Annotated in this window: 24 protein-coding genes; 19 read left to right on the top strand and 5 right to left on the bottom strand. The window is 33.6% G+C overall.

Annotated elements, in window-relative coordinates; genetic code table 11:
• Window positions 1-20: 20 nt before the first annotated feature.
• The 11 genes from ABJD27_RS21735 (at window position 21) to ABJD27_RS21685 (ending at window position 11,435) form a co-directional block, all read left to right on the top strand.
• Window positions 21-1,466, top strand: a complete 1,446-nt coding sequence (locus tag ABJD27_RS21735) for an O-antigen polymerase (protein WP_348164579.1) — start codon at window positions 21-23, stop codon at window positions 1,464-1,466.
• On the top strand, window positions 1,436-2,659 hold the full coding sequence (locus ABJD27_RS21730; RefSeq protein WP_348164576.1) for an O-antigen ligase family protein: 1,224 nt from the start codon (window positions 1,436-1,438) through the stop codon (window positions 2,657-2,659). Before ABJD27_RS21735 ends, ABJD27_RS21730 begins: the two co-directional genes overlap by 31 nt.
• Window positions 2,646-3,725, top strand: a complete 1,080-nt coding sequence (locus ABJD27_RS21725; RefSeq protein ID WP_348164573.1) for a glycosyltransferase family 4 protein — start codon at window positions 2,646-2,648, stop codon at window positions 3,723-3,725. Before ABJD27_RS21730 ends, ABJD27_RS21725 begins: the two co-directional genes overlap by 14 nt.
• A 9-nt stretch (window positions 3,726-3,734) precedes the next feature.
• Complete coding sequence (locus tag ABJD27_RS21720) at window positions 3,735-4,670, top strand: SGNH/GDSL hydrolase family protein (RefSeq protein WP_348164570.1); 936 nt, start codon at window positions 3,735-3,737, stop codon at window positions 4,668-4,670.
• 1 nt (window position 4,671) lies between these two features.
• Window positions 4,672-5,217: a putative colanic acid biosynthesis acetyltransferase gene (locus tag ABJD27_RS21715; protein ID WP_348164567.1), complete on the top strand. Its 546-nt coding sequence runs from the start codon at window positions 4,672-4,674 to the stop codon at window positions 5,215-5,217.
• Between the two features lie 42 nt (window positions 5,218-5,259).
• Window positions 5,260-6,483 carry a WcaI family glycosyltransferase gene (locus tag ABJD27_RS21710; RefSeq protein WP_348164565.1) on the top strand — a complete coding sequence of 408 codons (1,224 nt, stop codon included), beginning with the start codon at window positions 5,260-5,262 and terminating at the stop codon, window positions 6,481-6,483.
• A 61-nt stretch (window positions 6,484-6,544) separates the two neighbouring features.
• A complete protein-coding gene (locus tag ABJD27_RS21705; protein ID WP_348164562.1) occupies window positions 6,545-7,852 on the top strand; it encodes a UDP-glucose/GDP-mannose dehydrogenase family protein in 1,308 nt (435 codons plus the stop codon).
• 1 nt (window position 7,853) lies between these two features.
• Window positions 7,854-8,843, top strand: a complete 990-nt coding sequence (locus ABJD27_RS21700) for a UDP-glucuronic acid decarboxylase family protein (RefSeq protein ID WP_348164559.1) — start codon at window positions 7,854-7,856, stop codon at window positions 8,841-8,843.
• 3 nt (window positions 8,844-8,846) lie between these two features.
• Entirely contained in the window at window positions 8,847-10,202 is a 1,356-nt protein-coding gene (locus tag ABJD27_RS21695) for an undecaprenyl-phosphate glucose phosphotransferase (RefSeq protein ID WP_348164556.1), read from the top strand.
• The gene (locus ABJD27_RS21690; protein ID WP_348164553.1) at window positions 10,186-10,974 is read left to right on the top strand and encodes a glycosyltransferase family 2 protein; all 789 of its coding nucleotides are present in this window, start codon (window positions 10,186-10,188) and stop codon (window positions 10,972-10,974) included. The genes ABJD27_RS21695 and ABJD27_RS21690 overlap by 17 nt, the downstream gene beginning before the upstream one ends.
• Window positions 10,975-11,135: 161 nt before the next feature.
• Window positions 11,136-11,435 (top strand): hypothetical protein, encoded by a 300-nt coding sequence (locus ABJD27_RS21685; RefSeq protein ID WP_348164551.1) that lies wholly within the window; start codon window positions 11,136-11,138, stop codon window positions 11,433-11,435.
• Window positions 11,436-11,441: 6 nt separating this feature from the next.
• Here ABJD27_RS21685 and ABJD27_RS21680 read toward each other — a convergent pair whose 3' ends face one another.
• A complete protein-coding gene (locus ABJD27_RS21680) occupies window positions 11,442-12,761 on the bottom strand; it encodes a phenylacetate--CoA ligase family protein (protein ID WP_348164548.1) in 1,320 nt (439 codons plus the stop codon).
• A gap of 66 nt (window positions 12,762-12,827) precedes the next feature.
• On the opposite strand from ABJD27_RS21680, the gene purD reads away from it, so the two are divergent.
• Complete coding sequence (gene purD, locus ABJD27_RS21675; RefSeq protein ID WP_348164545.1) at window positions 12,828-14,096, top strand: phosphoribosylamine--glycine ligase; 1,269 nt, start codon at window positions 12,828-12,830, stop codon at window positions 14,094-14,096.
• On the opposite strand, the gene ABJD27_RS21670 is transcribed toward purD, so the two are convergent.
• Entirely contained in the window at window positions 14,091-14,354 is a 264-nt protein-coding gene (locus tag ABJD27_RS21670; protein WP_348164543.1) for a uracil phosphoribosyltransferase, read from the bottom strand. The genes purD and ABJD27_RS21670 overlap by 6 nt on opposite strands.
• Window positions 14,355-14,439: 85 nt before the next feature.
• Here ABJD27_RS21670 and ABJD27_RS21665 point away from each other — a divergent pair, with 85 nt between their 5' ends.
• The 6 genes from ABJD27_RS21665 (at window position 14,440) to ABJD27_RS21640 (ending at window position 19,773) form a co-directional block, all read left to right on the top strand.
• On the top strand, window positions 14,440-15,366 hold the full coding sequence (locus tag ABJD27_RS21665) for a DUF6427 family protein (protein ID WP_348164540.1): 927 nt from the start codon (window positions 14,440-14,442) through the stop codon (window positions 15,364-15,366).
• A gap of 139 nt (window positions 15,367-15,505) precedes the next feature.
• A complete protein-coding gene (locus tag ABJD27_RS21660; protein ID WP_348164537.1) occupies window positions 15,506-16,501 on the top strand; it encodes a DNA adenine methylase in 996 nt (331 codons plus the stop codon).
• A 4-nt stretch (window positions 16,502-16,505) separates the two neighbouring features.
• Entirely contained in the window at window positions 16,506-17,117 is a 612-nt protein-coding gene (locus ABJD27_RS21655; RefSeq protein ID WP_348164534.1) for a DUF4254 domain-containing protein, read from the top strand.
• A gap of 20 nt (window positions 17,118-17,137) precedes the next feature.
• Complete coding sequence (locus ABJD27_RS21650) at window positions 17,138-18,181, top strand: glycosyltransferase family 9 protein (RefSeq protein ID WP_348164532.1); 1,044 nt, start codon at window positions 17,138-17,140, stop codon at window positions 18,179-18,181.
• 52 nt (window positions 18,182-18,233) lie between these two features.
• Window positions 18,234-19,184, top strand: a complete 951-nt coding sequence (locus tag ABJD27_RS21645; RefSeq protein WP_348164529.1) for a nitronate monooxygenase — start codon at window positions 18,234-18,236, stop codon at window positions 19,182-19,184.
• 196 nt (window positions 19,185-19,380) lie between these two features.
• Entirely contained in the window at window positions 19,381-19,773 is a 393-nt protein-coding gene (locus tag ABJD27_RS21640) for a hypothetical protein (RefSeq protein WP_348164526.1), read from the top strand.
• Window position 19,774: 1 nt separating this feature from the next.
• Here the strand turns inward: ABJD27_RS21640 and ABJD27_RS21635 are convergent, their stop codons facing one another.
• The 3 genes from ABJD27_RS21635 to ABJD27_RS21625 all read right to left on the bottom strand — a co-directional run bounded on the left by ABJD27_RS21635 (window position 19,775) and on the right by ABJD27_RS21625 (window position 22,045).
• Window positions 19,775-20,461 carry an ATP-binding cassette domain-containing protein gene (locus tag ABJD27_RS21635; protein ID WP_348164523.1) on the bottom strand — a complete coding sequence of 229 codons (687 nt, stop codon included), beginning with the start codon at window positions 20,459-20,461 and terminating at the stop codon, window positions 19,775-19,777.
• A complete protein-coding gene (locus ABJD27_RS21630; RefSeq protein WP_348164520.1) occupies window positions 20,461-20,751 on the bottom strand; it encodes a hypothetical protein in 291 nt (96 codons plus the stop codon). The genes ABJD27_RS21635 and ABJD27_RS21630 overlap by 1 nt, the downstream gene beginning before the upstream one ends.
• Window positions 20,752-20,989: 238 nt before the next feature.
• The gene (locus ABJD27_RS21625; protein ID WP_348164517.1) at window positions 20,990-22,045 is read right to left on the bottom strand and encodes a ferredoxin--NADP reductase; all 1,056 of its coding nucleotides are present in this window, start codon (window positions 22,043-22,045) and stop codon (window positions 20,990-20,992) included.
• A 96-nt stretch (window positions 22,046-22,141) separates the two neighbouring features.
• Here ABJD27_RS21625 and ABJD27_RS21620 point away from each other — a divergent pair, with 96 nt between their 5' ends.
• Window positions 22,142-23,611, top strand: coding sequence for a DUF5687 family protein (locus ABJD27_RS21620; RefSeq protein WP_348164514.1), 1,470 nt, complete (start codon window positions 22,142-22,144; stop codon window positions 23,609-23,611).
• The last annotated feature ends 3 nt before the right edge of the window (window positions 23,612-23,614 follow it).

The raw sequence follows: 23,614 nt of genomic DNA, 5'->3' as shown, positions 1-23,614 counted from the left end.
ACTATAAATAAGAATACACCATGGGACTAAAGGTTATACTACTTTTTGTATATACTTTTATAACCGTAACGTTATTTGTGACGTTTGACGGGTCTGTAGATGTGTGGTTTTCTTTTCTAGTAAATGCATTAATTCTTTCGGGAATTATTATATATCATGTGTTTGTAGAACGCACATATTCTCCGTTTATATCGGCGTTTATTGTATTTACTCTTTTGTTTTTTATAGTGGCTCCGATGGTTCAGATTAATTCGTTTGAAGGAACGAATCCTTTGTTTGTAAATAAATTTCCTTATGATAAAGATCTTGCGATTTACACAAACATTTTAATTGCAACTTTTAATACGATCTTCTTTTTAAGCTATATTTTTTTTAAGAAAAATAAAAGGATAGGAAAAATCCCTGAGTTAAAAGAAAATTCTAAACAGTTTACACCAGTATTAATAGTAAGTCTTGCAATTCTTACATTGCTTGTGTTTTTGGCCAGTTATACATTTGTGTTTGATGAGTTAGGTCGCCCAGCCTGGAGAAAATCTGCTTTTCCTGTAATCACCTTTTTAGTATGGAAGAAGGTTTTCTTTTTAGTTCCTTTTGCAGGATTGATATTGTGTTTTCAATATTTTAAAAATGGACAAAAAAAAGCAGTAAACCTTGTTACAATATGTGCCATATTTTTGTTTTTGGGACTTATTCTTTTTTGGTTTAAAAACCCGCTTGTCGAAAAACGAAACGCTTTAGGACCTTTATACATAAGTTTAATATTTCTAGTAATTCCTAAATTATTTTATAGCAATATAAAAACGCTGTTTTTCCTTTTCTTTACCATGATTGTTGCTTTCCCTTTATCTGCAATACTTACACACTCTGAGGCTTCTTTTGGTGAAATAGTAGAAAACCCAATGATTGTTTTTGATCATATGAAAGGAGGAGGGATTGCGTCTGCTTTTAATACATTAAATTATGATGCCTTTTCTAATATTATGGCAACAATGGATTATGTAAAAGAATATGGGTTTTCATCAGGAAATCAGTTATTAAGTGCCTTTTTGTTTTTTGTTCCTAGAGGTTTATGGAATGACAAACCAATTTCTACGGGAGAACTCGTTGGAGATCATCTCATAGATAATTATGATTTTACTTATAGTAATTTATCAAATCCATTAGTTTCAGAGGGGTATATAAATTTTGGTTTTTTTGGGGTAATCATAGCAGCCGTAGTTCTAGCAATTGTTTTGGTAAGAGCGATAGCGTGGTTAAAAAGTGATGATTATTTAAAGAAAATTATGGCTTTTTATTTAGCGATACACTTGATTTTTTTATTGAGAGGAGACTTTACAAATGGATATACTTATTATGTAGGGGCGCTTATAGGAGTTGTTATAATTCCTAAACTTATAGGAGGACTTTTAAAGTTCTTTATACATAAACAATATATATGGAAACAATCAAAAGCTTTAAAAGACTAACCATCGTTAAGATTGCTCTTGGGATTCTTTTTGCTTTGGTGGTGTTACCATCAAATATGAAAGCGATTGCAATTCTTTTATTTGGAGTTGCAGTACTTATAAATTCCTTGCAAAGAAAATGGCATTTTGATAAACGTTTTTTTATCACAAATGGATTACTCTATGTAGCTATTGCGGTTACTTATTTTTATAGTGATAATCAGGAATATGGGCAACGTAAGCTATTACAAATGGCATCTCTTATTGTATTCCCTTTTGTGTTTGCTATGCTTACAAAAGCAGAAAGTAAGGAGATATTTAAAAATTTGACCACCTATTTATGGATTTATGTAATAGGCGTATTTTTATTTAATGTAATTTCTTTTCTGTGGTTTTTTGGGATGCATTATTCTTTTCCAGAAATGATGGAGCATTTTGGAACAATACTTAGAGTAAAGATGGGGAAGTTTAATATACACCCTATTTATTTATCAATGCATTGTAGTATTGCTATCCTATTTTCCTTTTACATATTGCGTGAGTTACGATCTAAAGTTAAAATAGCTACAATTTTAGGAATAGATATTACCTTGGTATTATTCCTATTACTATACGCTAAAAAAGGACCACTTATTGCGCTTATCATTGTGTTTTCTTTATTTGTAGTTTTTCAACGAAAACAAAAATTACTTAAACCTTATCTAATAGCAATTACTACATTGATATTCTTGACAATTGTTATTCCAAAAACAAGAGACAGGTTTGTAGAGTTACTCAAAATAGAAAATTTAGATAAAGGTGAAATTACCTCAACAAATATTAGATATACTATATATGATACTGCTCAGAAACTTATTGTAGCATCACCATTAACAGGATATGGAATAGGTGATTATAATGACGTTTTACAAGAAAAGTATACGCAAGATGGGAACCTACTTTTAGCAGAAAGAAAATACAATGCCCATAATCAATATTTTAGTTTGCTTTTGATAGGAGGAGTTATATCTCTTATTATATTTTTGTGTACAACAGGGATGAATCTTGTTTATGCAATACGATTTAACAATCAATTATTAATCTTACTCCTTGTTTTTTATGCGATTGTTATGTTTACAGAAAACATTTTAGAACGAGAAGCTGGCATCATATTTTTTGCATTCTTTTTGAATTTTTTCAGCCTTAAAAGTTTATATACAAGTGAAGAAAACTAAATCTATACTTATTATTGGTCCTCTTCCTGAACCTACAACAGGAGTCTCTTTAGCAAATAAGGTGGTGTATGATATCATAAAAGAACAATCAGAATATACCATTGATGTGATTAACACATCCTATTCAAGATTTGATGAAGCTATAGGAAAGTTCTCGTTCCATAAGCTTTTTTTTAATCTGTCATTTTATCCAAAAGCGTATAAAATCCTATTTCATAAAATCATTTATATAACACCAGGGCAGACATTTTTTGGAGTTATAAAATATACTGCGTTTATTTTGTTAAGTACAGTATTACGGAGAGAAGTGATTGTCCATGTCCATGGTAATCATTTGGGTAATGAATATAAGATACTTAAAGGAATTAAGAAAAAAGTGTTTCGATTCTTATTATCTAAAACAACAAAAGGTATTGTTTTATCTGAATCTCTTAAACAGAATATGACGCCATTTATTTCTGAAGATAAAATTAAAGTGCTTCCTAATTTTGCAGAAGATTACTTGACTAGTACAACTACTGAAAAGTCTTTTGAAAAGCTTCAAATCATCTATTTAAGTAATTTAATGGAAGAAAAAGGCATTTTTGACCTTCTAGATGCATTTGTATTATTAGAAGAGAATAACATCCCATATGAAGCTAAGATTGCAGGAGCTATAGATTATAATCAACGAGAAGAAATAGAAAAACGTTTTTCAAAACTTGATCATACAACGTATGTAGGTATTGTCAAAGGAGATGCAAAAAGAGACCTTTTAAATTGGGGGACTATATTTGTCTTGCCTACCTATTATAAAATGGAAGGGCAACCTATTTCTATTCTAGAAGCTATGGCAACAGGAAATGTGATTTTAACCACAAAACATGCGGGGATTCCTGATATTATAACCCATAAGAAACATGGACTATTCTTTGAGAAAAAAAATCCTCAAGATTTATATGAATCTTTATCATATTACACTCAGAACAAAGATGAAGTTTCTCAAATAAGTCAATCTAATAAAACGTATTTTAAAGAAAATTTCACAAGATTACAATTTAAAGAAAGACTTTTAGAAATTCTATAAAACAGACGTATGAGCCTACTAAGATATAGCATTGTATTCCTTTTTGTTTTCTCATTGATTAGTTGTGAATCATCAGAAAATACCACAAAAATTGTAGGCTGGGGGGATAGTATGATGAAAGGGTCAGGCGGCAAGAAGTCTATTTTAGAAGTTGTAACAGATGAGTTAAATATTCCTCATGAAAATTTTGGAGTAGGCGGACTCAAATCTAGTAACATTGCTCTTTTGCAAGGAGGAGTTCCTATGCAATTAGTTTTTAAAGATCAAGAGATTCAAGCTTCAAAACCTTCAGAAGTCACTTATTATAATACAGAACCTATAAACTTCCAAACAAAGCAATTTAGAGAAGGTAGAATAGACGATATTAATGGAACAATAGAGCGTCTATCTAAAAAAGAAGATAAAAAGAAAACAACAGGCTATAGGTTTACGGCTCAAAACATACATGAAAATATAAAAGTTCAAGACACTGTTGTTTTTAAATTTAATGATGCTCTTAAAAATAATAATACGTGGACGATCATTTGGGCGGGAAGGAATGATAAAAAGGCAGGAGATCATGTCTTTCAAACTAGAGATAATATCCAAGCAATGGTTGATCACCTGGGAGAAAATGCAAAAAAACACTACCTCATTTTATCTATTTGTAATGGGATTGCAGATAGAGAATATAAAGGAGGAAATGCGCACACCAATATTATGAGATTAAACACGGTACTTGAAGAAACATTTGGAGAACATTTTGTTGATGTGCGTAGCTATATGGTACATAAAGCCATTTATGATATGGATATAACACCAACACCTCAAGATCTTGAAGACATAAAAAAAGATTGTATTCCGAGAAGTTTCCTAAAAGATAACGTACATTTTAATACCTTGGGCTACGAAGCCACTGGAAAATTTGTTGCAAAAGTGATTAAAGAAAAGGGCTGGATAAAATAAGATGAAGTATCAAAACTTAGATCAATATCAAACACCTAAGGATTTTAGAGGAAAATCTAAAATAACAGTACAGTTGTGGTGGATTGTACAAGCCACACTTTTCTCGTGGTCCCCACAATTTTTATATGGATGGAGGCGCTTTTTGTTGAGGTCTTTTGGAGCAACGATAGGTAAACATGTTATTATAAGACCTTCTGCAAAAATCACATATCCTTGGAAATTGACCATAGGAGATTATAGTTGGGTAGGCGATGATGTTGTTTTATATACATTAGGAGAGATAGAAATAGGCGCCCATGCTGTTATTTCTCAAAGAGGATACATTTGTACTGGCACACATGATTATGAATCTCCGGATTTTAGAATTTATGCAGAAAAAATTACAATTGGAGAAAAATGCTGGCTCGCAACAGATACTTATGTTGCCCCTGGAGTTTCTATAGGAGAAGGAACTGTTGTAGGAGCAAGGAGTAGTGTTTTTAAAAATTTACCTTCACAGAAAATATGTATAGGTAATCCTGCAAAACCTATACGAGATCGTATATAATTTCATAAAAAAACGCTTTACTTTGCATCTTAATTATTTTTTTTGAAAAAGCATACACATATTACACTTGTTGGACTCAATTTTTTTCCAGAAAGTACGGCTATTGGATTATACTCAACCCAATTGGCGCAATACTTAGAAGCACATGATGTACAACTTGATGTAATTACAGCCTTCCCATATTATCCACAATGGAAAATTGCTCCAGAATATCAAGATAAATCTTCATACTTTAAAGAAGAATTAGGAACGATAAACTTATATCGGTACAAGCAATATGTGCCGGCAAATCCTACTTTTTTAAAAAGAATTATACACATACTTTCTTTTACCTGGGGTTCTTTTTGGAATTTATGGAAAATTAAAAAATGTGATATTGTCATTTCTATAGTCCCTTTTACTAGTGCTACATTATTAGGATATATTCAGAAAAAAAGATTTAAAGCAAAGTCATGGATTCACATACAAGATTTTGAATTTGATGCTGCATTCCAATCAGGACTTACCAAAAGTGGTGAGCAAAAAGGAGGATTAATCTATAGATGCTTAATGCAACTTGAAAAATCATTGTTTTCAAGAGCAGATAGGGTAAGTACGATAAGTCACATGATGCTTGAGAAGTTGCAGAAAAAAACGACAGCCCCTACGTATTTTTTACCTAATTGGATAGATGAAAAGCAAATTGATCCCGCTTTCGCGAAAGCGCACCCATATTTAATAACTGAAAAATATAAAATTCTCTATTCTGGAAATATAGGAGACAAACAGGACTGGGACTTTTTTATGAAGATTGTAAATGCAATAGACTTTGATCGTTTTGAAATTATTATAGTAGGAGATGGAGCAAAAAGAGGTTGGCTTGAACAAGAAATAAAATCATACACAGGGATTACATTGTACCCGCCTGTTCCTTATGAAGACCTATCAGATCTTTTATGCAGTACAGATGTACATATTCTTTTTCAAAAACCTGAAGTAGTAGACACAGTGATGCCTTCTAAGATACTAGGGATGATGGCAAGCGCAAAACCTTCTATTATTACAGGGCACGCACAATCTGAAGTAGCACAAGCAATGACTATTTCTGAAGGAGGCTATTACAGCTCTGAAAAAGGAATAGAGGTTGTTATGGAACAATTAGAAACATTGGTCAACAATTCTAATCTTGCAGAAAAAATGGGTGTAAAAGCAAGAGATTATGTAGTCTCAAATTTTGCAAAAGACAAGATTTTAACCACCTTTTTAGAACAACTCTCGCAATTATAACCAGATAGTCATAAAAGACTGTAAATACTTCCCTATTTTTGCGCTTTAACTAAGTTGAGATATGAAGATAACCGTAGTAGGGACAGGCTATGTTGGTTTAGTAACAGGAACGTGTCTTGCCGAAACAGGCAATGAAGTTGTTTGTGTAGATATAGATGAAAAAAAAGTACAACGCATGAAAGATGGTGAGGTGCCTATTTATGAACCTCATTTAGATGTATTATTTGAACGTAATATTAATGCAAAAAGACTCTCTTTTACAACAGTACTTCAAGAGGGACTTGATCATGGAGAGATTATATTTTTAGCATTACCAACACCAGAAGACGAAGACGGATCTGCAGATTTATCATATGTTCTTGGCGTAGCTAAGGATATAGGGGAGCAGATGAAGAGTTATAAAGTTATTGTTGATAAAAGTACAGTTCCTGTAGGAACTGCAGAAAAAGTACATGCAACAATCGCTGCAAAAACAACTATTGATTTTGATGTAGTTTCAAATCCAGAATTTTTGAGAGAAGGTTTTGCTGTAGATGATTTTTTAAAACCAGAACGTATTGTTGTAGGATCTTCTTCAGAAAGAGCAACAAAACTTATGGAAAAACTCTATAAGCCATTTGTAAGATCTGGAAACCCTATCATCATTATGGATGAAAAATCGGCAGAGCTTACAAAGTATGCTGCAAATTCTTTTCTGGCTACTAAGATTACGTTTATGAATGAGATTGCAAATTATTGTGAACTCGTAGGTGCAGATGTAGATAAAGTACGTCGAGGGATGGGAACAGATTCCCGTATAGGGAAACGTTTTTTATTTCCTGGTATAGGATATGGGGGCTCTTGTTTTCCTAAAGATGTAAAAGCACTTCATAAATCAGGAAAAGAATCTGGATATGAGTTTCAGATACTAGATGCCGTTATTGATGTAAATGATCATCAGAAGGTAAAATTAATTCCTAAAATAGAAGCTCATTTTAATAATGATTTAAAAGGTAAAACAATAGCTATGTGGGGACTTGCTTTTAAACCTGAAACAGATGATATTAGAGAAGCTCCATCCTTATATATGATCAATGAATTGCTCTTAAGGGGAGCAAAAATAAAAGCTTTTGATCCAGAAGCAATGGATAATGTAAAAGCAAAATATAAAGATCGAATTGAGTTTGCCGCAACCATGTATGAAGCTACCGAAAATGCAGACGCATTGGTTATAAGTACAGAATGGAGTATTTTTAGAACTCCGGATTTTGTAAAACTCAAAAACAACCTTAATACATCTGTGATATTTGATGGACGTAATCTTTATGATGTAGAAGATATGGAGAAAGAAGGGTTTACATATATATCTATAGGTAGAAAAGAAGCTTAATATGCGTAAACGAGTTTTAATAACAGGTGCTGCAGGATTTTTAGGATCTCATTTATGTGATCGTTTTATAAAAGAAGGATTCCATGTAATAGGAATTGATAACCTAATTACAGGAGATCTCGCAAATATCGAACACCTATTTAAACTCGAAGAATTTGAGTTTTATAACCATGACGTGACAAAATTTGTACACGTACCGGGAAAGCTTGACTATATATTACATTTTGCTTCACCAGCGAGCCCTATAGATTATCTTAAAATCCCAATTCAAACACTTAAAGTTGGATCTTTAGGAACCCATAATCTTTTAGGGTTAGCCAAAGAAAAAAATGCACGCATCCTTATTGCATCTACCTCAGAAGTATATGGAGATCCATTAGTACATCCTCAAACAGAAGAGTATTATGGTAATGTTAATACCATAGGACCTCGAGGAGTCTATGACGAAGCAAAACGTTTTCAAGAATCTATTACCATGGCGTATCATCGCTTTCATGGATTAGAAACTCGTATCGTACGCATTTTTAATACTTATGGACCGAGAATGAGACTTAATGATGGTAGAGTGATTCCTGCTTTTATGGGACAAGCATTACGAGGAGAAGACCTAACTATTTTTGGCGATGGTTCACAAACGCGTTCTTTCTGTTATGTAGATGATCAGATAGAAGGGATTTATAAATTGCTAATGAGTGATTATGTACTTCCTGTTAATATTGGGAATCCAGATGAGATTACCATAAAAGATTTTGCAGAAGAAATTATAAAACTTACAGGGACAGATCAAAAAATAATATACCAAGAATTACCTGTAGATGACCCTATGCAACGTCAACCCGATATTAGTCTTGCCAAAAATGTTTTAGGATGGGAAGCAAAAATATCTCGTAGTGAAGGAATGCGAAGAACATACGACTATTTTAAGGGACTTACAGATGAACAATTACGAAAAAGTGAACATAAAGATTTTTCAAAGCATATATTAAAATAACCCATGGCCTACAAAAAAGGGAGATATTCGGGCTTTATTAGGCCTAGTATATATAGCATTGATCTTTTGATCATTATAGTGCTTGCCAAGGTGTGTCTAGTGATGGACGAACACTTATTTCTCTTTATTGGATTTATAGCCTTTACTTGGATGCTTACAGCAATTAAATCTCGCTTTTATGAAGTATATAGATATACACCTCTTATTAGAATTTTTTCGCTATTAGGAATTCAATCTATTCTTTTTACATTACTCGTTTTTGCTTTTTTTGGATTCTTCCACGAAATAAATAGCAATCCTTCAGGGATTATATACTATATCATATACGTTTTTATAGGAATTACTATTGTAAAGCTAGGCGTGTTTTATCTTCTTAAAAAATATAGAACGGTACTCGGAGGTAACTTTAGAAGAATTGTTATTTTAGGAGTAAACTCAAAAACACAACAACTCGAAAACTTTTTCAAATCAAACAAACCATATGGATATCAATTTATTAATAAATTTGATATACAACCATCTGGATCGCAATCATTAGAATCTTGTTTTGCATTTGTAGTAGAGAATAGTATTGATGAAATTTATTGTTCTATTTCAGAATTTACAAATGAACAAATACGAGAAATTTCAGAATTTGCAGACAATAATCTTAAGATCCTCAAATTTATCCCAGATAATAAAGAGATCTTCACAAAAAAACTAAATTATCAATACTTAGGAATTACACCCATATTATCACTTCGTACAATTCCTATAGATACCCCTATTAATCAATTTATAAAACGCACATTTGATATTGTAATGTCAATTTTAGTTCTTGTAGGGTTACTTTCTTGGCTTACGCCTATTATGGCAATATTGATCAAATTAGACTCAAAAGGTCCCGTCTTTTTTAAACAAAAACGTAACGGACTTGACTATAAAGAATTTTACTGCTATAAATTTAGATCTATGCAGCCCAATCCTCGTGCAGACTTACATCAAGTAAGTAGAAACGATGATCGTATCACCCGTTTAGGTCGCGCTATACGTCATACAAGCATAGATGAGTTACCACAATTTATAAATGTACTTAAAGGAGACATGTCTGTTGTAGGACCTAGACCTCATATGGTAAGTCACACACATATGTATGCCGAGCGTATCGATAAATTTATGGTGCGTCATTTTATAAAACCAGGGATCACAGGACTTGCTCAAGTAAGTGGATATAGAGGAGAAGTAGAATCAGACAATGATATTATAAATCGTGTGAAGTTTGATATTTTTTATGTAGAAAATTGGTCATTACTTTTAGACATAAAAATCATTATTCAAACCGTCGTAAAGGCATTAAAAGGAGATGAAAAAGCTTACTAAAAATCAAGCACTTGTCTCTATTATCACTCCGCTGTATAATGCAGAAGCCTACATTACCCATACCATAAAGAGTATTCAAGATCAAACATATCTTCATTGGGAGCATATTATTGTAAACGATTGCTCTACAGACACCTCATTACAAATTGTAGAAGAACTCGCAAAAAAGGATACCCGTATAAAGGTGGTTACGCTTTCGCGAAATAGCGGTGCAGCACAATCCCGCAATAAAGCAACAGAGCTCGCTCAAGGAGATTATATTGCTTTTCTAGATTCTGATGATCTTTGGCATCCAGAAAAGTTAGAAAAACAACTTCGCTTTATGCAAGAAAATAAGGTAGCCGTTTCCTATACAAGTTATGTGCATATAAACGAAGAAGGAACGCCTATAGGTAGACGTATAAAAGCATTGCCAAAGCTTACCTATAAAAAACAACACACCAATAATTATGTTGGAAACCTTACAGGCATCTACAAAACTTCCGAAATAGGTAAAATAATAGCTCCTAACATACGCAAACGACAAGACTGGGCTGTTTGGTTAGAAGCCATTAAAAAAGGTAATAGACCCGCCTTAGGGCTTCAAGAAGACTTAGCATATTATAGAATACGAGAAGATTCCATGAGTTCAAATAAAATCAATCTTATAAAATATAACTTCCGATTTTATAAAGAATATCTGGGGTATTCTTGGATCACTTCTACATGCTATTTATTACGATTCTTTTACGAGTACTTTTTTGTAAGACCACGGTGGATTGAGAAAATTTAAATAGCCTTATTAATTTGATATAAATAATTTTAGACACATAAAAACGAATGGGAATATTAAATAAATTATTTAATAAAAGAAAAACAATACCTGAATTCGATTTTATAAAATCTTATCCTCATAAAGACACATATTTTTCAAGATCAAAAAAATGGAGTTGGTTGAATTCTGAACAAATCTCTTTAATTGAAAAAGATGAGAATGGAACAATAAAAATAACGACCATGGAATATTGGCCTCAAGAAATGTTTCTTGACGCTAATGGAAAAACATCTATTGCCGATTATCTAACCATTTTGATAAAACAATTTCAGGATAGTAACATGGAAATTCCAGATGACTTAGATGTATTTATGACGGAAACGCTTTGGAGTTTAAAAACGGAATTAAAAGCAATTGAATTTACAGATATACCTATTGAATTAAAAGAAGAGTTTAAGAATCCGATAAAAGAAAAATAAATCAATTTATAAAGTTGACTCTATTTTAGACACAAACTGCTTCAGCTTACCACGTTTGCTTCGATCCATAATAGCTACTTTTTCAAATAGAACCGTAAGCCCTGCTTCTAAGTAGGTATATGTCCCTTGTTTAATCTTATTCTCTTCTGAGTCTGTAAGTTCACGGGTTGCCGTATAAATGACTTTAAAAGTGTCTATAGCCGTTTGTTCAATCACAAATTCTTGCACATTTCCATCTTCTTCAATGACACTTTTGGTCACATAATAAAAAGTAAGTCCAGGGACTACTTTTCCGCTAGGGAGACGAGCAATATCGTTGGTACGACCTATGAGTTTTTCTAGGATGGGTTTTTGGGGAGTACTCTTTCGCGAAAGCGTACCCATATCCCCAATATCATAGCGTATAAAAGGATGTGCTTTGTTGTAAAGCGATGTGATCACCACACGACCCGATTGCCCATGAGGCACCGCTTTATTATCCTCATCGAGGATCTCAACATATAATAACTCACTATCTACCTGAAATTGATCTTGCGTATTTTGAAACGCTATAAGTCCTAATTCTGAAGCGCCATATTCATTAATGACTGGAATCCCAAACTGAGTTTCCATGAGTTGTTTATCACTTTCAAAAAGCATTTCGCTAGTAACGATACAAGCTTTAAGAGTTGGACAAATATCCTTAAGTAGGATTTGGTGCCGTTTCAGATATTTGGCAAACAGTACAATACTACTGGTGTACCCGTTGAGGTATTCAAAAGCAGTTGTGGTAAATTTATGGTGTATTTTTTTAAGTTGTGGTTCGCTTAAATCAAAAATCGGAAAACGATACCTATTGCCTAACCAATCTTTAAGTCGTTCTTTACGATAGCCCACAAAATCAAGCGGAATCCCATAAAATCGTGCTTGTTTTGAAGTATTTATATCTAAATCAAACCATTGATACCTGTCTTGAAAACTAGCCCAGGATAACGCATGAGATTCTTTGTCTTTTGCAAAAATAAATGGATGACCAGACGATCCTGAGGTTTTATTTACATATACATTTTTACGAGAATATCCCTCGGAGAGACGATCCTGTAATGGTTGTTGTAAATCTGCTTTTGTGAGTATAGGTAGATCTTCCCATTGATCAGAAGTAAGATTTTCTGTGCATTTCTTATAAAAAGCATTGTATTGTTTATGATAGGAAACAATCACTTGTTTTTTCTCTTCGATATAATCAAAGTATTGATCTTCAGGGATGGACTGGATACGGGATAATTGCGCTTTCGCGAAAGCGATATTAAACCCTTTAACCTTTAATGTCCAATCAAATAAATTCACTAGCCGAATATTAGTCAACCAAAATACAAACAATTATTTTTGCACTCTGATAAAAAACAACACTCGATGAATATTTTAATCTTAGGATCTGGCGGAAGAGAACATACATTTGCATATAAGATAGCGCAAAGCCCACTTTGTGACACCTTATTTGTAGCTCCTGGAAATGCAGGAACTGCACAAATAGCTACAAATGTTGCATTAGGAGTCACAGATTTTGAGGCTATTAAAACACTGGTTATTAAAGAAGCTATTGAGATGGTTGTTGTGGGACCAGAAGATCCGCTAGTACAAGGAGTGTATGACTTTTTTAAAGCAGATGCTCAATTAAAGAACGTAGCTGTGATTGGCCCATCAAAAGTAGGAGCCGAATTAGAAGGGAGTAAAGAACGTGCCAAAGAGTTTATGATAGCACATGGAATTCCAACAGCTGCTTATGAAAGCTTTACAGCTGCGACTCTTGCAGAAGGGCAAGCATTTCTTGAAACACTTCAGGCACCGTATGTATTAAAAGCAGATGGACTCGCAGCAGGAAAAGGAGTACTTATTATACAAGATCTTAATGAAGCAAAAGAAGAACTGGCAAAGATGCTCGATGGAAAGTTTGGAGATGCGAGTACTACAGTTGTCATCGAAGAGTTTTTAGACGGTATAGAATTGAGTGTTTTTGTTCTTACAGATGGTAAGAATTATAAAGTCCTTCCAACGGCAAAAGATTATAAGCGTATAGGTGAAGGAGATACCGGATTAAATACGGGAGGTATGGGTGCAATAAGTCCAGTACCTTTTGTAGATGCTGTTCTTATGCAAAAAATAGAAGAGCGTATTGTAAAACCAACGATTGATGGTCTTGTAAAAGAAAATATAGAATATAAAGGATTTGTCTTTATAGGGTTGATTAAAGTGGGGGATGACCCTAAAGTGATAGAGTATAATGTCCGTATGGGCGACCCAGAGACAGAAGTTGTTTTGCCTCGTATTAAGAGTGATCTTGTACAGTTGTTTAAAGCAACTTCGGAAGGGACATTATCAAATGAAACCTTAGAAATAGATGAAAGATCGGCTACAACAGTTATGCTTGTTTCTGGAGGATATCCGGAAGCATATGATAAAGGAAAAGTGATTTCAGGAATAGATACTGTTGAGGATTCTATTGTATTTCATGCAGGAACAGTAACTAAAGACGGAGATATTGTTACAAATGGAGGACGTGTGATTGCAGTAACTTCTTTTGACAATAATTTTAAAGATGCCATAAAAAAATCCTATCAAAATATAGAAAAACTACATTTTGATAGGATGTATTATCGTACAGATATAGGTTTTGACCTATAATTTATGATCTAACTCGCTATCTTTTCCTAAGAAACCGTGAGAAATTGCATCGCGACGCTCTTCTCCTTCGGCATTATGATCCATAAGTTGACGCATCCAGTATATAATGGCAGCACAACAAATAAGCATAAATATCCAGTTGATGCCATTTGCTCCCCACCAGTTAGTAAGTTCTGTTTCTGCCAGTGCGTTAAACGGTGCAAATAACGTTTCTTCTGCAAATGCTTGTATTCCTTCAAAAAATCCTTTCAAACTCATAAGTTCGTATGTTTACAATAATGGTATCTTAGCTATACGTAGATATATTTATTCTACGATAGCGCAAAAATAGAAAAAACCACCTATGCTCACAAGCTTTTTTAGCACATCAAAACCAATACACACTGTTATTGTGTTAGGATATATGACAATAAACTTTTTTGTAGCTAATAATTCTCGTTTTTCTGAAGGGTTTTCTTGGTCTGTTTTAATGCAAACTATAGGATTGTGGTTGTTGTTTGTTATGACCATGTTTATTCTGAATTTTATTTCTCAAAAAAACGATCTCACCAAGCCTAGTTCCTACAGAATACTACTGTTTGCAGCATTTGCATCTGCATTACCTGAAGCATTGAAAAATGCAGAAGTCCTTATAAGTGGAGTGTTTATTATGCTAGCTATGAGACGTATTTTAAGTTTTAGATCTGGATTACATATGGAACGGAAATTATTTGATGCGGGACTTTGGTTATGTCTTGCAACAATAACTTATTTCTGGACAAGTACTTTTTTTATTGTATTACTTGCAGGACTTCTCTTTTATGGAGGAAGTACGGTACGATATTGGTTTATACCATTACTATCTGTAACCTGTGTAGCGATATTAAGTACGTGTTATGTCATTTATATAGGAGGGGATCAATCATTTATATTAGATATTGTAGATGATTTTTCTTTTGATTTTTCAAAGTATTCTTCTTTTGAAGTGTTACTTCCTATAGCTGTTTTTTCTACACTCTTTTTGTGGACTATTTTTAGATATCTGCAAGATTCAAAAAAAGTTGCTATGGCGCAACGTCCTTTGTACTTACTTGTTTTTTTTATGGCTATTCTAGCAATATGTCTTGTTTTAATAACATATGATAAAACAGGAGCAGAGTGGTATTTCTTTCTTATTCCTTTAGCTATTATTATGACAAATTACCTCGAAAATGCTAGAGGTAAGCTGTTTAAAGAGTTTTTGCTTTGGATTATTGTTGTACTCCCTTTTGTGCGTTATGTATTATCTTAAATACAATAACCTGAGAAAAATAGGAATTACTTAAAATGACAACAAAGACACATATACGCTATAAGATAGAAGATCATATGATCTCCTTACATTTGCACACCAATGATGCATTACTTATTGATATCATTTGGACTACAAAATGAATTATATAGGATCAAAACATAGACTTTCTGACTTTATAAAAACAGCTGTGACTGATGTTTGTGGAGAAAATATAAGTCATACTGTGTTTTGTGATCTTTTTGCAGGAACTGGAAGTGTAGGACGTAATTTTAAACCTCTTGTGGGATCTGTCATAGCAAATGACCTAGAGTATTATAGTTATGTTTTAAATAGAAACTATATAGGAAACCACAAAGAGACAGACATCGCTTCTTATTTTAGTATTCTTAATAAATTAGAAGGAGTCCAAGGTTTTATTTCTCAACAATATGGCGAAGGAGGTATAGGAAAACGGCTCTATTTTTCAAAAGCAAATGCACAAAAGATAGATGCTATACGTATAGAAATAGAAACCTGGAGGAATGCAAATACTATAACCGAAGACGACTATTTTTTCCTACTAGCCTCTCTTATTGAAAGCGCCGATAAAATCGCAAATACAGCTTCTATATATGGCGCTTATTTAAAGAAAATAAAAAAGTCTGCGGCAAGAACAATGATATTAGAACCTGCACATTTTGAGAAAACATCGTCAAGTCATCGTGTATTTCAGGAAGATGGAAATACACTTATAAAAAAGATAGAAGGAGATATTTTATACCTAGATCCACCGTATAATGCAAGACAATACGGAGCAAACTATCATGTGCTTAATACTATTGCAAAATATGATACCTTTGCACCAAGAGGCAAAACAGGTTTAAGAACCTATAATAAAAGTGCCTATTGTAGTAGCGTAAAAGTGGTAAATGCTTTTGAAGAGCTTATAAAAAATGCACAATTTAAATACATTTTTTTAAGTTATAATAATGAAGGTTTAATGCCTCCTAATGTGGTAAGACGTGTTATGGGGGATTATGGAAAATATGACCTTGCTACCACGGATTATAAAAGATTTAAGGCAGACAAAACCGAAAATCGAAATCATAAAGCAACGAGTACTACAGAATATTTACACATTTTAGAAAAGTAAAACTATGTTTACAGATAAAGCAAATCGTATTTTTAGAGAAGCCATAGAAAACTACCATATCTTAAATACGGTAGATCAACCTTTTGAAAACAAATACAAAAAAGAAGAAGATTTAATATGTCATCTTTTATACCGTAAATGTTGGATAGATACAGTACAATGGCACTATGAAGATATCATTCGTGATCCACAAATAGACCCAGTAGCGGCACTTACTTTAAAGCGAAAAATAGATGCTTCAAACCAAGATCGTACAGATATGGTAGAGTATATAGACAGTTACTTTCTTGATAAGCATAATGGTGTACAGGTAAAAGAAGACGCTACGATTAATACAGAAAGCCCTGCCTGGGGAATAGATCGTTTATCTATTCTTGCTCTTAAAGTATACCATATGCACGAAGAAGCAACACGCTCAGAAGCTTCACAAGAACACAGAGATGCTTGTGGTGTTAAACTAGATATTCTGTTAGAACAGCGCGTTGACCTTTCTACAGCCATAGACACATTGTTAAGTGACATTGCACACGGAGATAAGTATATGAAAGTATATAAACAAATGAAGATGTATAATGATGATGAGCTTAATCCCGTATTACGTAACATAAAAAAATAGATCAAAAAAGCTTTCTCCCTTTGGGAGAGGATTTAGGCGAGAGAGATCACATGCAACAACAAAAACATATCCTTGTTATTCGGCTTTCGGCTATGGGAGATGTGGCGATGTTGATTCCTGTGATATACGCTTTCGCGAAAGCGTACCCAGAAACAAAAATTACATTTCTTTCTAAACCTTTTTTTAAGTCTATTATAGACACATTACCCAATGTGCATTTTGTTGCTGCCAAAACAAAAGATGTACATAAAGGCATAGGTGGTATTTGGAAATTATCTCGCGAATTAAAATCTCTTGGAATTACCCACGTAGCAGACACTCATAATGTACTTCGCTCAAAACTTCTTAGAACTTTTTTAGGACTTCCAAGCGCTCGTATAGAAAAAGGAAGAGAAGAAAAAAAAGCGCTAACACAAGCAAATAACAAAGTGTTTGAGCCTTTAAAAACAACCATACAAAGGTATGTTGATGTTTTTGAAACACTAGGATTTACAGACATCAAACCAGAAATAGTACCAGAACCAATTCCTCAAGATGCTGTAATAAAACTACTCTTAGATAAAGATGGTAAAAAAGTTGGAATAGCTCCTTTTGCAGCACACCAAGGCAAACAATATCCTCTAGATTTGATGAAGGAAGTCATTCAAGAACTTGACAAACAATCTGCAATACACCTTTTTTTATTTGGAGCACCTAATGAAAAAGAAATCTTGACAACACTGATAGACGGTTGTAAAAATGCAACCGTAGTTGCAGGAATGCTCAAATTTCCAGAAGAAATTAATTTGATATCTCAACTAAACGGGATGCTCTCTATGGATAGTGGTAATGGACATCTTGCGGCTATGTATGATGTTCCTACAGTAAGTGTATGGGGAGTTACACATCCTTATGCTGGATTTGCCCCTTTTAAACAAGAAGCAAACTGTCTGCTTTCAGATAGAGTCCAATATCCAGCCATTCCTACATCTATCTATGGAAATAAAGTGCCTGAAGGATATGAAGATGTTATGCGAACGATATTACCAGAAACTATTGTGACAAAAATGATAAGCAGTATATAATTTATTATGCATGCATAATATTTTGTATCTTTGAGTTATTAAATAAAAGATTATGAGCCAGAAAATGCCACTTACAGAACTTCTTGATATAAAGCATCCTATTATTATGGCACCTATGTTTTTGGTGTCTAATGTAGCTATGCTTACTGCAGGAATGGAATCTGGAGTTGCAGCCTGTGTGCCAGCTCTTAATTATAGAACGATAGAAGAATTGAAAGCAGCTATTCTAGAATTGAAAGCTGCAAAAGTACCTGGTGGCGCTTTTGGAATCAATCTTATTGTCAATAAATCAAATTTAAAATATCCTGCACAACTAGAAGCAGCCTGCGAACTAGGTGTTGATTTTATCATTACCTCTCTAGGAAGTCCAAGACAGGTGATAGAAAGCGCAAAACCAAAAGGAATTAAAGTGTTTTGTGATGTTGTAGACCTTGCATATTCTAAAAAAGTAGAAGCCATGGGATGCGATGCATTAGTGGCGGTAAACAATCTAGCAGGAGGACATCGTGGAGATGCGACTCCAGAAGATTTAATTAAAGAATTAGATGAAAACTGTACGATTCCTGTCATTACAGCAGGAGGTGTAAGTAATAAAGAAGATCTTGATAGAGCTATTTCTTACGGAGCAATCGGAGCAAGTATAGGAAGCCCTTTTATAGCAAGTGAAGAAGCGCCAGTATCTCAAGATTATAAACAAGCCTGTGTAGATTATGGAGCAGATGATATTGTGATGACACAAAAAATATCTGGAACTCCTTGTACGGTAATTAACACACCCTATGTCCAAAAAATAGGAACAAAACAAACCTGGTTGGAAGGTATTCTTAATAAGAATAAGAAACTTAAAAAGTGGGTGAAGATGATTCGTTTTGCAAAAGGGATGCGGGATACTACAAAAGCAGCTCAGGGCGCCACTTATAAAACCGTTTGGGTTGCAGGGCCATCTATAGAAGAAACAACAGCAATTGAGCCTGTAAAGACAATTATAAAACGATTTATCTAAAATTTAGATTTCTCTCTCTAAAAAAGTACAATCTTTTTTTTGCTATTTTTATATATTAAATTATTGCTATAATTTAATAGTACGTGTATTCATAATACAAACAAGAATAGAAAAAGAAAACAAAAGATACTTCTTATTTAAAAGCGACTGAAAAACGACGCTTCAAAAGAGTATCACCAAATCTGCAAATAAAAAGATGATTTCCAATAAAATTAAGAATCATTATAGTAAGCGTAGGGCAATTCCTGTAGCTGTTATTATCATAGTTGGACTTGTTGGGATAGGAGGTAGTATGTTATTAGAAAAAATGAGAACAACAGAATACCGTAATTCTTTTGAGTGCAAAGCCGAACTAGGATTTGAGTTTGAAGCATTTGTCTTTGAAATTTCAAAAAACTATCAAAGAGTAAGCTTCAGAACGATAGATAGTGTGCAAAAGGGTTTTGTTTATGATTTTGAAACCCCTCAGGAAGTTCTTAAAAAAAGTTTTATAGGTCAGCAAGTGATAAAGAAGACGGATAGCGCAACAATGGCTTTTATCAGTCGGTCAGGAAAAAGAGAAATGCTAACAATTCCTTGTTATCAATAAGCTATTTTAAATATCCCATTCTTTTCAAATCTTCTACACTAGTAGCGGTTTGAGAAACCCCATCTACTAGCACCAGATTACGATCAGAAATGTCCAGAACATCTCTATAATAATGATCTGTGAGGAGAATTCCTTTTTTTGGCGAAACTTGTGCTGAACTTGTTTCAGTAAGCGAAAGCAAAAATTCCTTGATGACCTCTTTGTATAGAGGTTCGATCATAGAGAAGGGTTCATCTAGTAATAAAAATGGATGATTTAGATGTGCCACAAGTAACAACTCAAAATACCGAAGCTCTCCGAGAGATAAAGTTCCTATTTTGCGAGTAGCGATGCGTTCTACAAAGGGTGCTCTAAAAATTAAATCTTGATCATCCCCATCAGGATGAAATAAAGGAATCACATCACGTACTTTAAGGTGCCTAGGTAAAAAATTATCTTGAGGCAAATATCCAATAAGTTGATTTGGAATGACTTTTTTAGGAGGGATGTGCTTTCCATTTATTTCTAGATGTATTTTTGTTGCTTTTAAAGTGCCAAAAAGAATTTTGAGTAATGTAGATTTACCAGAGCCATTGCGTCCAAAAACACTTAAAATTTCGCCTTGAGCGACATTAAAAGAAACGTTTTTTAAAACTTCTTTTTTTCCGAACCTCTTCTGGACATGACGTAGTTGTAATACTTTCTTCATTAGAACAGACTGATAATTACAAGAAGTATGATGGCAATAGCAAGGTTTACAAACCAAGCACGCATTATCAAATCAGTCTTGGTAAACCCTAAATTGTGATACATATAGTATTGCGCTTTTTGGAAATAATTAAAAGCTAATACGCCTAGACCCGTTCCAAAAACTCCAAAAATCAAAACAGCATTAAACAAACCAGCACTGAAAGAATCATACATCGCTACACTAGCAAGTGAAGTAAGCAATGTGATCGCTAGTGTATATAAAGTTACATCCCGATAATAGGTCCACATATATGCGGAAATTACAAATTCAGAATTTTAAAAATCTAAAAGAAATGGTAATATTTTATTCTAGGAATGTATCTGGAATCAAGATTTAAAAAATAGAGTATTACTCTATTTTTTAATTTTATAACCCTTTTCTTTTAATGAGAAGATTAGAATGAGGGTGTTTCCAACATCTATACTCTAACAGCGAGCAACGCACGCGATCTATATTCTAAAAGAGAACGAAGTGAACGATCTTTTTTTAAACATCATCATAATCTATCACTACTTTTGCTGAGGTAGGATGTGCTTGACACGTAAGAATAAGACCTTCGGCAACTTCACTATCAGTAAGAATCTGATTTTTTTCCATTACAGCTGCTCCTTCTGTGACACGAGCGATACAACTACTACAAACCCCTCCTTGGCAGGAATGAGGTGCGTCTATATTTTCATCTAGTGCTGCATCCAGAATAATCACATCTTGTCCCATCGTAAATTCAAATTCCTCATCATCTACAAGGACTTTAATATGTGATTTCCCATCTAAAGCTTCCTCTATCACGACTTCTTCTGTAGAAGCGGTAAAAAGTTCGAAATGGATATTTGAATCAGCAGTACCATTGTCTTTTAATACTGTTGTTACTTCTTGAATCATGGCTTCTGGACCACATAAGTATACGTCATTAAAGTTGTGGGAAGCATATTTGTTTTTGACTACAAAATTAACTGTAGACTTCATAATACGTCCAAAATGAGCACCATCTTCACGTGACTGACTGTAAATAAATTCTATAGAAAAACGATCATTATATTGGTTTCGTAATGCTAGTAACTCATCTCTAAAAATAGCATCCTCTGGACGTTTGTTTCCGTAAACAAGTACAAATTCACTTTCTGAAGAGTTTTCAAGAACGGTCTTGATCATACTCATAATAGGAGTAATTCCAGAGCCTGCAGCAAAGGTGAGATAGGTTTTTTTTGCTTTCGCGAAAGCGGAATCTAGAACAAACCTACCTTCGGGAGCAGAGACTTCAATCGTATCCCCTTCTTTCAATTCCTTGTTTGCATAGACAGAAAAAGTGCCATTTTCTACTTCTTTGATCGCAACACGTAATTCTCCACTTTGTGGGGTGCTACAAATGGAATATGCACGACGTATCTCGGTACCATTAATGGTTGTTTTTAATGTGATATATTGTCCAGCTAGGTAACTAAAAACGTCTTTTAAATCTGAAGGGATCGAAAAACCAACAGAAATTGCTTGCGCTGTTTCTCTGGTAATCGATTGTATAGTAAGTTTATGAAAGTCTGACATTGTATATTTTTGTGCGCAAAAATACAAAGGATTACGATGAAGATGTAACATTTCACATTTTTTAAACACTAACAGCACATAAACAATCAAGAGCAAATGATTAAACAATTTCTAAATTTAGAATGGAAAGCATTTTTTAGAAGTGCCTCTTTTCAAGTAAATGTGTTCCTTAAAATCCTGATGGGGTTGGGAGCTCTCTATTTTATTTTTGTATTTGCGGGACTCGGAATTGGATTATTCTTTGGACTTGAAAAAATGGAATTAGAGCCTCTAGAGACCGTAAATAAATTTCTGATTTATTATATAATCCTAGATTTAGTATTACGTTACTTCTTCCAGAAAATGCCGGTGATTAACATAAAACCTATGTTACTCATGCCTTTTAATAAAAGTAAAATTGTAAATTTTGCTTTGGGAAAAACAGTGCTGTCTTTCTTTAACATAATGCACGCGTTTTTCTTTATTCCGTTTAGTATTATTCTTGTTGCTCAAGATTATAGCTTTTTAGGAGTCGTAGGATGGCATCTTGGTATTATGGCATTGATTTATATCAATAATTTTATCAATGTGTTCTTAAATGATGAAACGGCTCTTGTCGTGATTTTGGGAACTGTATTTGTAATTTTAGGAGGATTACAGTTCTATGGTTATTTTGATGTTACAGAATATACGAAGCTGTTTTTTCAAGGATTATATGAAGCACCTTGGATGGCTATCATTCCTATACTAATTCTTATTGGGGTTGCTTACTATGCTTTTATATACTTCAAAAAACGTCTATATCTAGATGCGGGCTTGTCTAAAAAGACAGCGACTGCTACTACAGAAAATATGGAATGGCTAGATCGTTTTGGAAAACTATCTACATTCTTAAAGAATGACCTTAAATTAATCCTTCGTAATAAGCGTTCTAAAACAACGGTGTTTATGAGTGTGTTATTTCTCTTTTATGGGTTGTTGTTTTTTGGAAATGCTATAGAAGTATATGATGGACCATTTTGGAGAATGTTTGCAGCTGTTTTTGTAACAGGAGGATTCTTATTTAGTTTTGGACAATTTGTACCTAGTTGGGATAGTGCGTACTATCCATTAATGATGACGCAAAACATTAGATATAAAGAATACTTGCGATCAAAATGGTTACTAGTGGTTATTGCGACCGGAATATCTACCATATTGTGTATTCCTTACCTATATTTTGGATGGGAAGTGCTAGCTGCAATTGTCGTAGGTGCCATTTTTAATATGGGAGTTAATGCACATTTAGTGTTATTAGGGGGTGCGTATATAAAAACACCTATTGATCTTACAAGTGGTAAGAAAGCCTTTGGAGACAAGAGTGCATTTAATGTAAAAACATTACTTATAAGTTTACCTAAAATGCTTGGGCCTATGGCGCTTTATGCAATAGGGCATTTTACATTAGGACCTGTCTCTGGATTTGCTCTTGTAGCAATCGCAGGACTTGCAGGATTTGCATTTAGAGATAAAGTATTTAATATGATCATTAAGATCTACAAGAAAGAAAAGTATAAAACATTAGACGCCTACAAACAAAAAAAATAAGAC

It is taken from the genome of Dokdonia sp. (genome assembly GCF_039945015.1).
GTDB lineage: Bacteria > Bacteroidota > Bacteroidia > Flavobacteriales > Flavobacteriaceae > Dokdonia.
The sequence above is the reverse complement of the archived record's forward strand: the minus strand, read 5'-3'. Positions and strand labels throughout refer to the sequence as shown.

What these genes read in the sequence shown, in the direction of transcription:
- ABJD27_RS21735 (WP_348164579.1), top strand. Translation starts at nt 21, where the DNA reads ATGGGACTAAAGGTTATACTACTTTTTGTATATACTTTTATAACCGTA.
- ABJD27_RS21730 (WP_348164576.1), top strand. Translation starts at nt 1,436, where the DNA reads ATGGAAACAATCAAAAGCTTTAAAAGACTAACCATCGTTAAGATTGCT.
- ABJD27_RS21720 (WP_348164570.1), top strand. Translation starts at nt 3,735, where the DNA reads ATGAGCCTACTAAGATATAGCATTGTATTCCTTTTTGTTTTCTCATTG.
- ABJD27_RS21715 (WP_348164567.1), top strand. Translation starts at nt 4,672, where the DNA reads ATGAAGTATCAAAACTTAGATCAATATCAAACACCTAAGGATTTTAGA.
- ABJD27_RS21705 (WP_348164562.1), top strand. Translation starts at nt 6,545, where the DNA reads ATGAAGATAACCGTAGTAGGGACAGGCTATGTTGGTTTAGTAACAGGA.
- ABJD27_RS21700 (WP_348164559.1), top strand. Translation starts at nt 7,854, where the DNA reads ATGCGTAAACGAGTTTTAATAACAGGTGCTGCAGGATTTTTAGGATCT.
- ABJD27_RS21695 (WP_348164556.1), top strand. Translation starts at nt 8,847, where the DNA reads ATGGCCTACAAAAAAGGGAGATATTCGGGCTTTATTAGGCCTAGTATA.
- ABJD27_RS21690 (WP_348164553.1), top strand. Translation starts at nt 10,186, where the DNA reads ATGAAAAAGCTTACTAAAAATCAAGCACTTGTCTCTATTATCACTCCG.
- purD (WP_348164545.1), top strand. Translation starts at nt 12,828, where the DNA reads ATGAATATTTTAATCTTAGGATCTGGCGGAAGAGAACATACATTTGCA.
- ABJD27_RS21670 (WP_348164543.1), bottom strand. Translation starts at nt 14,354, where the DNA reads ATGAGTTTGAAAGGATTTTTTGAAGGAATACAAGCATTTGCAGAAGAA.
- ABJD27_RS21665 (WP_348164540.1), top strand. Translation starts at nt 14,440, where the DNA reads ATGCTCACAAGCTTTTTTAGCACATCAAAACCAATACACACTGTTATT.
- ABJD27_RS21660 (WP_348164537.1), top strand. Translation starts at nt 15,506, where the DNA reads ATGAATTATATAGGATCAAAACATAGACTTTCTGACTTTATAAAAACA.
- ABJD27_RS21655 (WP_348164534.1), top strand. Translation starts at nt 16,506, where the DNA reads ATGTTTACAGATAAAGCAAATCGTATTTTTAGAGAAGCCATAGAAAAC.
- ABJD27_RS21645 (WP_348164529.1), top strand. Translation starts at nt 18,234, where the DNA reads ATGAGCCAGAAAATGCCACTTACAGAACTTCTTGATATAAAGCATCCT.
- ABJD27_RS21640 (WP_348164526.1), top strand. Translation starts at nt 19,381, where the DNA reads ATGATTTCCAATAAAATTAAGAATCATTATAGTAAGCGTAGGGCAATT.
- ABJD27_RS21635 (WP_348164523.1), bottom strand. Translation starts at nt 20,461, where the DNA reads ATGAAGAAAGTATTACAACTACGTCATGTCCAGAAGAGGTTCGGAAAA.
- ABJD27_RS21630 (WP_348164520.1), bottom strand. Translation starts at nt 20,751, where the DNA reads ATGTGGACCTATTATCGGGATGTAACTTTATATACACTAGCGATCACA.
- ABJD27_RS21625 (WP_348164517.1), bottom strand. Translation starts at nt 22,045, where the DNA reads ATGTCAGACTTTCATAAACTTACTATACAATCGATTACCAGAGAAACA.
- ABJD27_RS21620 (WP_348164514.1), top strand. Translation starts at nt 22,142, where the DNA reads ATGATTAAACAATTTCTAAATTTAGAATGGAAAGCATTTTTTAGAAGT.